Source organism: Bacteroidetes bacterium GWF2_43_63 (genome assembly GCA_001769275.1).
Taxonomy (GTDB): Bacteria; Bacteroidota; Bacteroidia; order Bacteroidales; family DTU049; genus GWF2-43-63.
Map to the genome: position 1 here is coordinate 180,889 of MEOQ01000050.1, position 17,337 is coordinate 198,225.

Annotated in this window: 6 protein-coding genes; 5 read left to right on the forward strand and 1 reads right to left on the reverse strand. The window is 46.9% G+C overall.

Features of this window, described 5'->3' with window-relative positions; translation table 11 throughout:
• Positions 1-280: 280 nt before the first annotated feature.
• The 5 genes from A2W93_14850 to A2W93_14870 all read left to right on the forward strand — a co-directional run bounded on the left by A2W93_14850 (position 281) and on the right by A2W93_14870 (position 16,526).
• The gene (locus tag A2W93_14850) at positions 281-7,519 is read left to right on the forward strand and encodes a hypothetical protein (GenBank protein ID OFY52616.1); all 7,239 of its coding nucleotides are present in this window, start codon (positions 281-283) and stop codon (positions 7,517-7,519) included.
• A 299-nt stretch (positions 7,520-7,818) separates the two neighbouring features.
• Entirely contained in the window at positions 7,819-8,409 is a 591-nt protein-coding gene (locus A2W93_14855; protein ID OFY52617.1) for an RNA polymerase subunit sigma-24, read from the forward strand.
• A gap of 57 nt (positions 8,410-8,466) precedes the next feature.
• Entirely contained in the window at positions 8,467-8,727 is a 261-nt protein-coding gene (locus A2W93_14860; GenBank protein OFY52618.1) for a hypothetical protein, read from the forward strand.
• A 45-nt stretch (positions 8,728-8,772) separates the two neighbouring features.
• Positions 8,773-9,999, forward strand: a complete 1,227-nt coding sequence (locus A2W93_14865) for a hypothetical protein (GenBank protein ID OFY52668.1) — start codon at positions 8,773-8,775, stop codon at positions 9,997-9,999.
• Between the two features lie 305 nt (positions 10,000-10,304).
• Complete coding sequence (locus A2W93_14870) at positions 10,305-16,526, forward strand: hypothetical protein (protein ID OFY52619.1); 6,222 nt, start codon at positions 10,305-10,307, stop codon at positions 16,524-16,526.
• Positions 16,527-16,767: 241 nt separating this feature from the next.
• Here the strand turns inward: A2W93_14870 and A2W93_14875 are convergent, their stop codons facing one another.
• On the reverse strand, positions 16,768-17,295 hold the full coding sequence (locus A2W93_14875; GenBank protein ID OFY52620.1) for a hypothetical protein: 528 nt from the start codon (positions 17,293-17,295) through the stop codon (positions 16,768-16,770).
• Positions 17,296-17,337: the final 42 nt, after the last annotated feature.

Below are 17,337 nucleotides of genomic sequence, written 5' to 3' on the forward strand. Positions count from 1 at the left end.
ACAGAGAATTATTGAAAAGCGTATCAATATTTTATTTATAATATTGTACATTTAGCAACTATTTCATCGAATTGGTTGTCTGTAATAGTTGTCCGAAGGTTTGATTATTTAAATTAAAGCGAGTCAAATACGCACCAAATTCCCCCAAGATATGAAGAGATTATTTACCATTGTAGTTGTTTGTTTACTTTCATTTCCCAACCTTTTTTCGCAAGTTGTTTCAACTCCGCAAACCGGAACATATCGGCCATCAGCGCTTGATTCCTCCAGGTTTGCCGGCATGAGTTGGGCCGAAATGATGTCGGATCAGAGCATTAATTTTTATGCGGTCCGCGATGCCTTCAATAATTTTTGGGCAGGCCGCACACCCGACAAAGGCAAAGGTTATAAACCTTTTCGCCGTTGGGAAGCCATGATGACTCCGAGGGTTTATCCCACGGGTGAGCGCATTGTGACTGACGCTGAAATCATGAAACGTTATAAAGTTTTCGAGGAGCAGTTTTCGGTGCCTGAAAGCAGTACCAAAAGTCTGACGGGCACGTGGACTGCTTTGGGTTCCAATGGCGCACCAACAGGTTCACCCAGCGGTCAGCCGGGAGGCACGGGACGTGTAAATTGCATTGCATTCAACCCGTTGAATTCAAACATAATGTATGTCGGAGCTCCTTCTGCAGGTCTTTGGAGAACCAGAAACGGCGGCACCAGCTGGGCGCCGGTAAACGACACCTTTGCTGTTGTTGGTGTATCAAGCGTGGTAATAAATCCTCTTGACACATCCATCATGTACATTGCCACCGGTGATGGCGATGCAGGTGACACCTACACTGTCGGCATTATGAAATCGACCAACAGCGGACAAAGCTGGCATTATACCGCTTTTCATCCATCGGTGCAGGGAGGATATCTGATACGAAAACTTGTGATGCATCCCACCAATCCGGATATTATGTGGGCAGCCACCAACGGGGGCGTTTTGAAAACAACCGACGGCTGGGCTACATACACTGTTTCCACTGGAATAAATGGCACATTTGATATAGAATTGAAACCCGGTGATCCCACAACTGTTTATGCATCAACATATACAGCCGTTTACAAATCGACTGATGGTGGCGTAACATTCACTGCCGTCACATTGCCGACTCCGCCAACAAATGGTTTCCTGCGCATTGCTATCGCTGTTACGGCAGCCGCTCCGGACAATGTTTATGCAGTTTGCGGCCGAAACGACGTTTCTCCATATACCAATTACGCTGGTTTTGGCGGTTTTTACAAATCGACAAATAGCGGAACCACGTTTACTGAAGTTTATAATGAAACTACAGCGAACCACAATCTGCTCGGTTGGTCAGCCACCTTCAATGACACAGGCGGACAATCGTGGTACGATCTCGATATAACTGTCAATCCGGGAAACGCAAACGAAATCTTTATAGGTGGTGTCAATATTGTCAAATCCACCAATGGTGGAACTTCATGGGCTTGCAACGCCTATTGGATGACAGGATATGGCTATGCATATAGTCACGCCGATCATCACGCTTTTGCATGGCTTCCGGGAAGCACAACTACGTTATTCAACGGCAATGACGGTGGCATTTTCAAAACCACCAATAATGGCTCTGCCTGGACCGATATCAGTGGCAATCTTTGTTTGAATCAGCTTTGGGGAATGGGAATTTCGACAACCAATTCAGGACTGATTATGACCGGCTGGCAGGACAATGGTCTGAACAAATTGCTAGCTAGTGCCTGGACGCACGTTCGTGGGGGCGATGGCATGGAAGTGATGTGTACACCCGGCACCGATGCCAGGTTGTTCGGTTCTTATGCAAATGGGGATTTTTATTATTCAACCAATGGTGGAGGCTCGTGGTCGGATATTACCCCATCGGCGTCTGCCGGAGGGGAGTGGGTAACTCCGATTATCATGGATCCAAACAGTACCACCAAAATTTACACAGGATATACAACCGTTTATTACAACGGCAATGCAACCCCGACAACGGCAAACTGGACAACAAAAGGAACCGTTGGCGGAACCGGCAACATCTTTCGCATGGCGCTTGCCCCATCAGCTTCGACAACGACCATGTATGTTATCAAATCCAGTGGAGTTTATAAAACCACCACACTTACCAATGCAACGCCTACCTGGACCGATGTGACAGGCAATCTGCCCGTTACTGCAGCCATGCTTAGTTATATTGCCGTTGATCAAACCGATGCCAACAGGGTTTATGTCACTTTCAGCGGTTATGTCGATGGCACAAAAGTGTACATGAGCACAACTGGCGGAACGACCTGGACCAATATTTCCAGTAATTTGCCGAATCTGCCGATGAATTGTGTGGTTATTGATAAAAATTCAGCTACACACGCCATGTATGTTGGCGGTGATGTCGGTGTTTATTACAAAGATGATACTTCTCCAACCTGGATTCTTTACAGCGACGGACTTCCAAATGTGGTTGTGAAAGAACTCGAAATTTATTATGGAGCTACGCAGGCAGCTCATCGTCTGCGGGCCGGCTCTTATGGACGCGGTGTTTGGGAAAGCGATCTTTACACCCCGCCAACCATTGCTCCTTCATGCGATTTTACGGCAAGCGCCACCTATGCTTGCACCGGATCTACCATTCAGTTCACCGACATGAGTCTTTACAGCCCAAGCAGCTGGACATGGACTTTCACGGGCGGTACGCCAGCCTCATCTCCACTGCAGAATCCTTCAGTAGTTTACAGTGCTCCCGGCACCTATCAGGTTAGTTTAACTGTTACAAATGCAAATGGAACTGATACTGAAACAAAGACCTCATACATTACAATAGGGCCGAACAGTTCCCCATTTATGGAAGATTTTGGAGCCTCTCTTTTTGCTCCGACCAACTGGAAACTAAGTGGAGCGGCATGGAAAAGAGCAAATTCAACCAGCGCGCTTGGCACAGCTACAACATCTGCATTGTTTGAGTGTTACTATTTTAGTGCCGGCTCTACCGGCGATCTGACTTCTCCTTCTGTAAATCTCACTTCGCTCGGAGCAAGTCCGGTTCTGAATTTCAATGTCTCGTACCGTCAATATACCACTGAAACGGATCGCCTGCAGGTATTTATTTCTACCGACTGCGGTACTAGCTGGACCAGCTTGTTTGACAAAAATGGTACAACTTTATCAACCGGTGCTGCAACTACAACTTACTGGAGGCCGGCTGTTGCAGGCGACTGGCGCCAGGAAACAATTGCTTTGCCTGCATATGCCAGTCAGACAGTGATGCTGAAATTCACAGGCACCTCCAATTATGGCAACAACATTTGGATCGATGATATTGAACTTACCACTGCAGCTTGCACAATCGGGGATGCTGGAACAATTTCAGGAACATCTCCTGTTTGCCAGGGACAGAGCGGTGTTTCATACTCTATTGCAGCTGTTTCCGGTGCAACATCATATGAATGGAATGTGCCTGCCGGAGCAACCATAGTTTCCGGAAACGGAACCAATTCCATAACTGTTGATTTTTCAACAGCAGCTGCATCCGGTTATGTTTCGGTTAAGCCAAAGAACGCTTGTGGCTATGGCGCATCGTCATCGGGTGGGGTAGTCGTTAATCAGCTGCCTGGAACGCCAGAAGAAATTATTGGAACAGCAACTGTTTGCCAGGGACAAAACAATGTGTTTTTCAACGTTCCCGAAATTTGGAATTACCTGACGAATCAGGATGGGTATGTTTGGACATTGCCAGCTGGAGCTACCATTGCTTCGGGCAACAATACCGATTCTATATATGTAAACTTCTCCACGTCCGCGGTGTCAGGCAATATTTCGGTTCATGGGAATAACGCCTGTGGTAATGGATTCGAGTCCCCGCTTTTTGCAATCACTGTAAATCCAGTCCCAGCGCAGCCTTCGGCTATTACCGGCAATACTTCTCCATGTCAGGCTGTTACTGGTCTGATCTATTCGGTAACCAATGTGCCCGGCGTTTCTTATGCCTGGACTGTTCCGGCTGGGTGGATCATCACGGCTGGTCAGGGAACCAGCAGCATTACCGTTACATCGGGCGCTGCATCTGGTAATATTCAGGTAACTCCTTCGAATGCTTGCGGTAACGGAACCGCACAAATACTGGCTGTGTCAGTTTCAGCATTGCCTTCGCAACCTTCAGTAATTACAGGAACCGGTTCACCTTGTCAGGGCAGCAGCCAGAGCTACAGTGTGACCAATGTATCCGGCATCACATACACCTGGTTATTTCCTTCGGGATGGAGCCAGTCAGGCGGCGGAACGACAAATTCTGTAACGGCAATTGTCGGCACTTCAGGAGGAACAATCACCGTTACTCCTTCCAACGGTTGTGGTGCTGGGACACCGCAAACAATGGCTGTCAGCACAAGCACTGTCCCGGCTCAACCATCCGCAATTACCGGAAATACCAGTCCATGTCAGAATGCAACAGCTCTTACTTATAATGTTACCAATGTCAGTGGCGTTACATATACCTGGACATTGCCTTCCGGATGGTCGCAGACAGGGGGCGGAACAACAAATAGCATTACTGTTACGGCAGGCACCGCTGCCGGCAATATTACTGTAACTCCATCCAATACCTGTGGTACCGGCACAGCTCAAACGCTTGCAGTTACAACAACAGCAGCTCCTGCACAACCCTCGGCTGTATCAGGCACCACAAGCCCTTGTCAGGGCGCAACTGGTCTTACTTACAGTTTAACCAATGTCAGCGGAGTAACTTATTCATGGGCACTTCCATCAGGCTGGGCTCAAACCGCAGGCGGAACCACCAATAGCATTACTGTTACCTCAGGAACCGCCGGTGGAACAATAACAGTTACACCTTCCAATACCTGCGGAAATGGAACTCCTCAGACATTGACTGTGTCAATAACCCCAGGACCTTCCATCAGTTCGCAGCCTGTAAATAGCACCATTGGTGTTGGCGGAAGCACTTCATTTTCTGTTGCGGCAACCGGAAGCGGATTGACTTATCAGTGGCAGCTTTCAACGGATGGCGGAACAACCTATAATAATATTACCGTTGCCGGCAGCAATCCAACTTATTCCGGCTGGACTACGGCCACTCTTTCGCTGAGTGTCGTTGGTGCAGGAAACAACGGTTACTTTTATCGCTGTATAGTTAGTGGCACATGCAATCCTTCTGTAACTTCAAATGGCGCCATGCTAAGTGTAGATGGCTCTCCGGCTATTACATCGCAGCCTGCTAATGTCGAGGTATGCGATAGTGACAATACTTCTTTTATTGTTACAGCTACTGGCAGTGGCCTGAATTATCAGTGGCAGCTGTCGACAGATGGCGGCACTACATTTAATAATATCACAACGGCCGGCAGCAATCCGACTTATTCGGGCTGGACAACAAATACACTTTCGCTTACTGCAGTAGATATTCTGAACAACAACTATCAATACCGTTGCATTGTTGATAACGGTGTTCCACCAGTGGCAACATCCAATTCAGCAACAATCACGGTTAATGATGTTCCTGCCCAGCCGTCGGCTATTTCGGGAACGACCAGTACCTGTCAGGGTGTCAGTGGTCTTGTTTATTCAGTGACCAATGTTTCTGGAATAACTTACACCTGGACTGTTCCATCCGGTTGGATTATAACTGCAGGTCAAGGAACCAATAGCTTAACAGTAACATCTGGATCGGCTGGTGGAACCATTTCTGTTTCACCTTCCAACGGATGCGGAACAGGTGTAGCTCAGACGCTTGCCGTTTCGATGTCGGCAGGCCCTGCACAGCCTTCGGCCATCAGTGGTAACACAACACCCTGCGAAAGCGCAACCAGCTTGATTTACAGCGTAACCAGTGTTGCCGGAGTAACCTACACCTGGAGTTTGCCTTCGGGTTGGGCAATAATCTCCGGACAAGGCAGCAGCAGCATTACGGCAACTGCCGGAACAACCGGTGGAACCATTACTGTGACGCCATCCAATGCATGCGGTGACGGCACTGCTCAAACTATTTCAGCAAGTATTGCACCTCTGCCAGCCCAGCCATCGGCTATCGCGGGTAACATAGCTCCATGCTCCGGCGCAACAGGATTGACTTACACTGTTACTGATGTTGCTGGAGTCACGTTTACATGGAGTGTCCCTACGGGCTGGTCCATTAATTCGGGGCAGGGCAGCAACAGCATTTCAGTTACTTCTGGCGCTGTTTCCGGATACATTTCGGTCATTCCTTCCAACCCATGCGGCAGCGGTATTTCGCAATCATTGCTGGTGAATCCGGGCACAACTCCCGCGCAGCCTTCGGCAATTAGTGGCGACATGGCTCCCTGCACTGGCACACCGGGTATTGTTTACAGTGTAGCCAATGTTTCAGGTGTAAATTATAACTGGACTGTTCCAGCGGGATGGAATATAACCGCAGGTCAGAACAGCAATTCAATTACGGTTACTGTGGGAGCAAGCGGAGGATCAGTTTCCGTTTCTCCAACAAACGCTTGCGGAACAGGGCCTGCACAAACACTTTCGGTAAGCGTTGGAGCATTACCTGCTCAACCATGGATCACTGGCAATATAGCACCATGTGTAGGAAGTACTGAAATTTATTCAGTGGTTTCAGTTGCAGGAGAAATCTACAATTGGAATGTTCCAACCGGCAGTACGATTACAGCAGGGCAGGGAACTAGTTCTATCAGTGTTACAATAGGCAGTCTCAACGGCAATATTACTGTTGTTCCACAAAACATATGCGGACTTGGCACTTATCAGAATCTGGCCATTATGCCTGTTCCACTAGTAATTCCAGGCATCGATATAGGAATTGCGCCCGGTGTGTGCGATGGTAGTTCTGTCAGCTTCAATCCTTCTGTTTCGAACGGCGGCTCCAATCCTGTTATCAATTGGTTTTTGAATGGCTCCATGGTCTATACGGGCCCGACCTATACTTCAACCGGCCCGGTTGACGGCGATGTTGTGTATGCCGTGCTGAATTCAAATGCAGCATGTGTTTCACCATCGACCGCGCAGTCGGGCAACAGCATTGTTACAGTGTACAATCTTCCGGCGGCACCGGTCATTACGCAGAGCAATGATACTTTGATTTCCAACTACACATACGGTAATCAGTGGTACATCACAACTTCAGGTATGATTCCCGGCGCATCCGATTATTTCTTTAATCCAGCTGCGAATGGTGATTATTACGTAGTTCATGTCGATTCAAACGGCTGCCAATCTTCACCGTCGCCTGTGCTGAATTACGTGATTAGTTTTATCGAAGAGCAATCATTTGTGGTGAGTGTTTATCCGAATCCATCGGGCGATGTGTTCAATGTTTCATTCTCATCGCTGCCGCTTGCGGGAATTAAAGTAATTGTGGTGAACGCACTTGGAGAAACTGTTTTCGAATCAGTCCCGGGTCAGCCATTGTTTAAAATTGATCTTGGAAATCGTGCCGACGGCATCTATTTTATGAATGTTATTTCAAACGGCGAAAATATCACTTTGAAGCTTATTAAAGGTAAGTAGCAGGTAATTAATTACATAATGACGGTTCTGCCAGTGCGGGGCCGTCATTATTTGTTAAATTTCTAAGGAATTTGAAAATTTATTAAATAAATTCAAAAATACTATTTACCTGATAATCATGTATTTAATTTAGTGTGTTAAAAAAAATACACAATGATGAACAAAAAAATGTTGCTACGTGTAAAAAATGCGTCTATCTTTGTAACTTGAACTTTTAGTTCATACACCATTACTCACAAACCAACAAAAGGAGGAACGCCTATCGGATAAAGTCTACACTCATTAAAACAGGAGGTCACATGAAAGCCCAACCTATGAGTGATGAACTTTTGGTACAGAAGTATATCCAAGGCGATCACAAATGTTTTCAGCTTCTCGTAAAACGGTACAAGCGTAAGTTGTACGGTTACATCTATGTCGCGGTAAAAGACTCGATGGTAGCAGACGATCTGTTTCAGGAGACATTTCTGAAAGTAGTAACAACGCTGAATTCGGGTGCTTACCGCGAAGAGGGCAAGTTTATCCAATGGCTTATGCGGATTGCACACAATCAGATTATTGATTATTTCCGCAAGGGCAACAAATTCCCGCAGGCGTCAACGGCCGGCTGCGAAGACGATGACATCTTCACTTTTATTTCGGACGAGGTTCCCAATGTCGAAGACCGCATGATAACCGATCAGATTCACTCGACATTGAATCAATTGGTGGAACAGTTGCCCGATGACCAGAAAGAAGTTCTTAAAATGCGTATTTATTACGACCTGAGTTTCAAGGAAATTTCCGAAGAAACCAATGTGAGCATCAACACAGCTCTTGGGCGCATGCGTTACGCCCTCATCAATCTTCGCCGAATGATTAAAGACCGCGAAGAAGTGTTAATTTCATAACAAAGTGCAATATTGAAAAATTTCGTGCGTTAGACAGATATAACCCAAAATCTGCCTATGCACGAAATTTTTACACCCCAATCCCTTGTTGAATTTCTCTATTCCAATCCCGAAACTCAATACGACGAAGAAACCCTCAACGAAATCTTCGCCGATGAGTTTTTGTTAGCACTTTTCGAAGAAGAAGCAACTCGTTTGCTGGCCAAATCGGGTCGCAGTTGCGAGCCTTCGAAACGGAGTTTACTCATGGTTGATCAGATGGCTGCAATGAACTCACAAAATGCCGGCGGACACCATTCTGTCATGTTTGTTTCGTAGCTTTGCAGCATGAAAAGGATTGTAATTCTGATTTCAGCAATTCTTCTGCTGACATCAAATGTTGTGTTCGCGCAGAAGACCGAAAGGCCTGTGCTGCGTGTCGATTTTTACCGCTGCGGTAATTTCAACACCGATACCATTGAAATCAAAGAAATGTTTTTTCAGAAAAACAATTCGCTTGACTCAAAGTCGATGGTTGACAACATCAATTATGGCGAATACCGCATTGAAGCTTATGCTGCAGATGGCAAATGTTTGTTCCGACGTGGCTACAGTTCGCTTTTCAACGAATGGAAAACCACCGATGACGGAAGAATATCATTTAAGAAGTTTGAGGAATCTGTACTGATTCCCTATGATTCTCAAATGCAATATCTGGTTTTTTCGATGCGCGATTCGCTGGACGCATGGTATTTTCAGAAGAAAGTAAATATAAAAAATGCAGCTAAACTGAAATATAAGAAAATTAAAAATTATCCGACGCAGGAACTCAATATTGCAGGAGCTCCGGAAGAAAAACTCGATATTCTGTTCATTCCGGATGGTTACTCCAAAAAGGACATGAAGCTGTTTGCCGAAGACTGTCGCAAAGCCATGGGATATATCATGGAGGCAAAGCCATTCAATGAGTTTCCCGATAAAATAAATTTCCGTGCGGTGATGGCTCCATCAAAAGAAAGCGGGACCGATTATCCGCATAAGAACATTTATAAAAAAACAATTCTGAATTCGAATTACAATACATTTGGTTCAGAGCGTTATCTGACAACATTGTCCTATCACGCAGTGATGGATGTTGCTGCCAGCGCGCCTGCCGATCATATTATCATTCTTGTAAACGATGCCGATTATGGCGGAGGCGGGTTCTACAATTTCTACACACTGGCTTCGGCGCACAACGAGCATTCGCCATTTTTAATTCAGCACGAAATGGGTCATGGGCTCGCTGGTCTGGGTGATGAATATTACACCAGCGATGTGGCGTACGACAGTTTTTACAACAACCGGGTTGAGCCATGGGAGCCGAATCTGACCACCCTTGTTGATTTCGAAAGCAAATGGGATTCGCTGCTGATCACTGGAACGCCAGTCCCAACGCCGATATCGGGCGACAACTGCAAAACGACCGGCGTTTTCGAAGGTGGAGGTTATTCGGCCAAAGGCATTTACCGTCCGGCTTGCGAGTGCACAATGAAATCGGTAATTTACGATTATTATTGCGAAGCCTGCAAAGCAACGGTACGGCGGACTGTGCGGTGGTATGCGGAGTAATTCGTAAGGTACTGCGTTAGTTTAAAGTTATAAAGTTTCAAGTTTATTCACCCATTAAATTATTTTCAAAAGTGTTCATGAGCTCGCCACTGCGTGTCTCGGTTATAAAGGTGACGTTTACGCGTGCGGCATGCGCACAACGCACCACGCACAAAGTTTTCTTCGATTGACGTTATCGTTCAAGTGAAGATTGGTTGATGTGTTTACAAATTACTTTGATACTAATTTTCGCAAAGGTTGAGATTGTTTCCCAAAAGCTCCTTTCCATTCACCACTGAAGTTATCCATTCACCCCAGAAATCAGCATGCAGACACAATTGCAAGCTGTTAGGCCCATTGATTTTTCTCTGATTAATCGCGATGCTATTTTTACAGATCAAAACGAAAAATCAGATCCCATGAAGAGCTACGTTGTGTCAGTCATTGCCTTTTCTGTTTTTCTTGCCATTGCAATTAATCCGCTTGCTACATATGGTCAGGCCACGGTGTTGATCAGTCAGGGCGGGACAGTGAGCGTAAACGATGGCGACATGTTTTACGATGCTGGCGGAGCTGCCGGTAACGACGGGAATACCGGTTACACAATTACACTGATGCCTGCAGTATCAGGAGAAAGTGTTTGTGTTGATTTCACTTCGTTTATCACTTACATGGATTTTTACGGGCTTGTGGATGCTGACCGCCTTGAAATTTATGATGGTCTCAACACATCGGCACCGAATATCGGATCGCTTCAGGGAAATTACGGTACGGCATACAATGCCAGCGGAACACCTTATAATACAGGACAGCCTGTAGTCGGAACAATTGCTGCTGAACTTAAACCGGGTATTTTTTGCGCCAACAACGCCAGTGGAGCCCTGACTTTTCGTTTTGTAAACAACAGCAGCAGCCAATATGCCGGATGGGTCGGCGTTATAAAAACTTACCAGAATTCATCTCCAGGGTGCGCGGTTTCTATTTCAGCCAATCCGGCAAGTATCTGTTCAGGTTCTTCAACAACGCTGACCATCGATGGTCATGTTGCCAGCGCGGCGCTCAGCAACAACTTCAATACTTCAACAGTTGGTACCGGTTGGAGCTCATCACCGGGAACCCTTTCATTCATGAGTGTATTGGCTTGTCAGCCGAACAACGGATACGATACACGCAACTCGGATTTATCCGTATTCGCATGGATGCAGAATGTTGCGGCACCGCGAACACTTGAAACCGCGGCATTTGACCTGAGCAGTGGAGGCACCATCAGCTTTGATTTCCGCATGGCTTCCGATGACAATGGCAGCAACGGATGCGAAGCCGCCGACTCCAGAGAAGGCGTTTACCTTCAGTACTCGACCAACAACGGCAGTACCTGGACCACTTGTAAGCTAATGTTTCCGGGCGAGTTAGGCGGAGGAATCCTTGGCTGCGGCAATTATGTTTACAACTGGAATAAAACAACCGTTCCTATACCTGCTGTGGCCATGACCAGCAGTACAAAATTCCGATGGACACAACAGCAATCAACCTCCGGTAGTGAGGATAGCTGGGGCATAGACAATGTGCAGATAACAGCCCGGCATCCCTTTACCATATCAGTGACTAATGAAACTGCCGGAGGTGCTGTTGTCGGAACGTCCACTACGGCTCCTTTTACATTGTTGGTATCACCAACAGTGACAACCGTATATAAAGCCACAATCACAGACGGAACCACCACTTGTACAAGTAACGTTACCGTTACCGTAAACAATTGTGCTTCGACATCCTGCGGAACCTGTGCATTGCCAACCTGTCCGATCGGGCTGCAGCCAGATTATCCATCGGCCGAAGCCAATCACACCAGCTATTGCAATGTGCCTTCACCTGCCATTGCCGGACCACAAACGTATGTAACCTATCACAGTGTCACTGTCAATTCCTCAGGTATTCTGGGTGTAGTTGCTTCGAGCTACAACGGTGGTGTTGCCGGTTGTGCTGCCACACGTACATTCAAGCTCTATCCGGTCGGTTCATCCTGTTTGGCTGCCAGTGCAATACTGCCTTCAGTGGCCAATGCAAACGGATCAATATATTCCAATCCCGAATGGACCGGGCTCACTCCGGGAAATTACATTCTGGAAATAACCCATTCTATTGCTGCCGGATGTGGTTTGTATGACAACTGTCAGGCCTACTATTCTCCAGCCTGTACTCCGGTCGTTCCGGCTTTTACGCTGCCGGCAAGCATTTGTACCGGTTCGGTTGCGCCAACGTTGCCAGTGACATCAAATAACAATATTTTCGGAACATGGAGTCCCGCATCAGTGAGCAACACAACCAGCGGAACCTATATCTTTACCCCTGATGCCGCTCAGTGTGCCGGCGATGTATCATACACAATCAACGTTTCAGCCGGAACACCTCCAACCTATACATCAACGACCGGCAATGTGACTTGTGCCGGTCCCAATTCCGGAAGCATAACAATCAATCCTGTATCATCAGGAACAACCTTTGAATGGGTCAGCGGGCCTGTCGTATCGCCCGTCCCAGCCGGGAACCTGCCTTCCGGAGCCTCTGATGAAAGAGCACTCATCAATCTGCCGGTCGGAACGTATTGTGTGGATATAACAAACACCTCATCATCCACGACTACACAAACACTGTTTTCAGAAAACTTTGAATCCGGAATTTCGAATTGGACAATCAATAACAGTATTGGAAGCAATATCTGGGTCAGAAATAATAATTATACCGGGGGCACATGTGTTGTGAGCAGCATTCCGTACAGTGTTCCAAGTATTCCGAATCAGCCTGCAGCTGTTACCAATTCTCCAAACAGCTATTATCTGCACATTCAGGCAACGAATACAAATCCGGTTGTGTGCGGCTCAGGGTCCTCGTCTCCGTTTCCGCCACTGAATGCCAATTTCAACGGTTCTGACCTTGCGGCCAATCAAACTGCATTAATCAACAATACGTTCAATACAACCGGATTGTCTAATGTAAACGTAAATTTCTACTGGATGGGCGATGGAGATGCAAACGATTACTGCATTCTCGAATACAGTCTGAATGGTGGCTCCTCATGGACTCAATCAGGATTAAAACTCAACAATCAGACGACATGGATTGCAGGCAGCAGAACCGATGCAACCTGGGCAAATCAGACCAATCTGAAATTCCGTTTCCGTTGGGTGAATAATAATTCCACAGGCCAGGATCCTCCTATTTGTCTTGATCAGATATCAATTACCGCAGAACAGACTTCCAGCTGTTCATCAACGGTACAGGAATGTTTCACCATTTCTGCACCTTCATCAGTAACACCGACATTCTCTCAACTTGGCCCCTACTGCGCCGGTGCGACACCTGCTACACTGGCGACAACCGCTACGAATGGCATTACAGGTACATGGTCACCTGCAGCTATCAGTACTGCAAGTGCCGGTTCGACTGTTTTTACATTTACACCGGCAATCGGTCAGTGCGCAACTACTGCGACAATGACTGTAGTGGTAAATGCAAACGCAGCACCTACATTCACGCAACTCGGCCCATATTGCGTTGGTGCGACACCAGGTACATTGCCAACGACATCAGTCAATGGAATCAGCGGCACGTGGAATGCAGCAATATCAACGGCTTCAGCTGGATCGACCTTATACACATTCACACCGGCAGCTGGCCAGTGCGCCACCACAGCGACCATGACGATTGTTGTGAATGCAAACGTAACACCGACATTCTCTCAACTTGGCCCCTACTGCGCCGGTGCGACGTCAGGGATATTGGCGACCACTTCAACAAACGGTATTACAGGCACATGGTCACCTGCTACAATCAGCACTGCAAGCGCGGGATCGACTGTTTATACTTTTAATCCTAATGCCGGTCAGTGCGCTACCACTGCGACAATGACTGTAGTGGTAAATGCAAACGTAACACCGACATTCACGCAACTCGGCCCATATTGCGTTGGTTCGACACCTGCGACACTGGCGACAACCGCTACGAATGGCATTACAGGCACATGGTCACCTGCTACAATCAGTACTGCAAGCGCGGGATCGACAGTTTATACTTTCACACCAACTGCAGGTCAGTGCGCCACCACAGCGACCATGACAGTTGTTGTGAACGCAAACGTGACACCGACATTTAGTCAACTTGGGCCATATTGTACCGGATCAACACCGGGCACATTGCCTTTGACATCAACCAACGGAATTAGCGGCACGTGGAACGCAGCAATATCAACGGCTTCAGCTGGATCGACCGTATACACGTTCACACCGGCAGCCGGCCAGTGCGCTGCCACAGCAAACATAACGATTGTTGTGAATGCAAATGCAACACCGACATTCTCTCAACTTGGCCCCTACTGCGCCGGTGCGCCGTCAGGGATATTGGCGACCACTTCAACAAACGGTATTACAGGCACATGGTCACCTGCTACAATCAGCACTGCAAGCGCGGGATCGACTGTTTATACTTTTAATCCTAATGCCGGTCAGTGCGCTACCACTGCGACAATGACTGTAGTGGTAAATGCAAACGTAACACCGACATTCTCGCAACTCGGCCCCTACTGCGCCGGTGCGACGCCAGGTATATTGGCGACAACCGCTACGAATGGCATTACTGGCACATGGTCACCTGCTGCAATCAGCACTGCAAGCGCGGGATCGACTGTTTATACTTTTAATCCTAATGCCGGTCAGTGCGCTACCACTGCGACAATGACTGTAGTGGTAAATGCAAACGTAACACCGACATTCACGCAACTCGGCCCATATTGCGTTGGTTCGACACCTGCGACACTGGCGACAACCGCTACGAATGGCATTACAGGCACATGGTCACCTGCTACAATCAGTACTGCAAGCGCGGGATCGACAGTTTATACTTTCACACCAACTGCAGGTCAGTGCGCCACCACAGCGACCATGACAGTTGTTGTGAACGCAAACGTGACACCGACATTTAGTCAACTTGGGCCATATTGTACCGGATCAACACCGGGCACATTGCCTTTGACATCAACCAACGGAATTAGCGGCACGTGGAACGCAGCAATATCAACGGCTTCAGCTGGATCGACCGTATACACGTTCACACCGGCAGCCGGCCAGTGCGCTGCCACAGCAAACATAACGATTGTTGTGAATGCAAATGCAACACCGACATTCTCTCAACTTGGCCCCTACTGCGCCGGTGCGCCGTCAGGGATATTGGCGACCACTTCAACAAACGGTATTACAGGCACATGGTCACCTGCTACAATCAGCACTGCAAGCGCCGGATCGACTGTTTATACGTTTACTCCAACTGCCGGTCAGTGTGCCACTACAGTTACTATGACCATTGTTGTGAATGCAAGCGTGACGCCAACATTCACGCAACTCGGCCCCTACTGCGCCGGTGGAACGCCTGACGCATTGGCGACCTCTTCAATAAACGGCATCACAGGAACATGGTTGCCTTCTGCAATAAGCACTGCAGGCGCAGGATCGACTGTTTACACATTTACCCCCGATGCTGCCGGATGTTTTTTGAACGTAACCATGAATGTGCAGATCAACGCACCAGAAATCCCAACTTTCAGTCAGATTCCCGTTTTCTGCGCGGGCGCGCCGGCACCGGTTTTACCAAGTGTTTCAAACAACGGAATTACCGGTACATGGACACCAGCCACTGTTGATAATCTGAGCAGTGGTACATATGCATTTACCCCTGCAGTCGGACAATGCGCGGCAGATCAGACAATGAACGTCAGCGTAGAACCATTGCCGGTCGCTTCTTTTGCACCAGTGCCGGTTTCGGGATGCATTCCCCTGACCGTGAATTTTCAGAATAACAGCACGACAGGTGTAAATTGCATGTGGAATTTTGGCAACGGAAACATTTCAACCCAATTTAATGCGACGGCTAATTACAATTCTGCAGGTTTGTACAATGTAACGCTCGAAATCACATCAGCTACCGGGTGCAGGGACTCGGTCACATTCAGTAATGCTGTTGAGGCATATCCAAGACCGACAGCTGATTTCAGCTATTTACTCCCTGAAGAGACAGCTCTTGAAAATGAGGTTCAGTTTACTGATATGTCATCCGGTGCATCTTCCTGGCTGTGGCAATTCGGTGACGCAAACAACGGCAATTCGGTTGAGCAAAATCCGGTGTATTCATACGAAAAGGGTGGCTCATACTGGGTTTGCCTCAATGTAATGAATGATTATGCCTGTGCTGATACAATATGTAAAAACTTAACCATAGAGCCGTTTTCTTCGGTATATGTTCCTTCTGCCTTCACACCATTCAACGGCGATAATGTCAATGACCTGTTCAATATTCAGGGAATCGGAATCCAGCAAATGCACCTGTACATTTTCAACCGCTGGGGCGATTTGATCTATGAAACCGAAACACAGGACGGCGGCTGGGATGGCATTTATAAAGGAGAGCACGCTCAACAGGATGTGTATACCTGGGTTTTGCATTACAGACTTGAATCAAATCTGGAATACAAGATGATCGGACGGGTTCTGCTGCTGGATTGATTGCTTGAATGGTACATGAAAAGCTGGTATCAGATACAGACAATGATGTTGCTATTAAGGATATTTCTGATGGTGTTGATATTGAGGTGAACTCAACGGAGACCTTGATGCAGCTTAATGTTGAAAGAGACCTGTAGTACAGATTATACAACAACGTCAGGCGAAATTATCACGTTTATCGTGAAGACGGACGTTATTTTTGCCTGACCATTTCCATTAGTCAGAAACAGGAAAAACAATATCAATAGTATTCAAAGCGCTTGTAAATTTTACGAGAGAGTCCCCAATTCTCAATAATGCTGTCAAACTGCGCTTTACTGATGGTATCAGGTTTTTCTTCCAGATATCTGCTCCATTTACGGATGGTGTATGTTCTCGAAGAATCACGAAGGATATTATGCTTTACATAAGTCATTGTCAGGAATTGATCCGTTTTGCTATTGGAAAAATCATCCTCAATTGAATAAATGTCAAATATATCGTAACGAACAGTTTTACTATGATGCTTAATGCTATCTTTTGACCAGGAAAGATAAAAATCTCTTTTCCGTGAATAATCAATAAGAGACATAGTGGAATCAATTTGTGGCAACTGGTGCTGACTCCAGAATTCCTGACAAGAGGAAACCGAGTAATTTTCTTTTCTTCCGGATCCATTTGTCAGGAGAAATGAATTAACCAATAATAAGACAGCTGTAATTTTAATAATAATCTTACCTGTCTTGTTTCTTTTGGGTTTGTCTGACTGTGCATAAAAAAACAATCCCATTATTCCTATCACTATAAGAAATAAAAACAGAAGAAGTAAAAA

Coding starts and splice junctions, on each gene's coding strand:
- A2W93_14870 (OFY52619.1), top strand. CDS start 10,305: ATGCAGACACAATTGCAAGCTGTTAGGCCCATTGATTTTTCTCTGATT.
- A2W93_14875 (OFY52620.1), bottom strand. CDS start 17,295: ATGGGATTGTTTTTTTATGCACAGTCAGACAAACCCAAAAGAAACAAG.
- A2W93_14855 (OFY52617.1), top strand. CDS start 7,819: ATGAAAGCCCAACCTATGAGTGATGAACTTTTGGTACAGAAGTATATC.
- A2W93_14860 (OFY52618.1), top strand. CDS start 8,467: ATGCACGAAATTTTTACACCCCAATCCCTTGTTGAATTTCTCTATTCC.
- A2W93_14850 (OFY52616.1), top strand. CDS start 281: ATGAGTTGGGCCGAAATGATGTCGGATCAGAGCATTAATTTTTATGCG.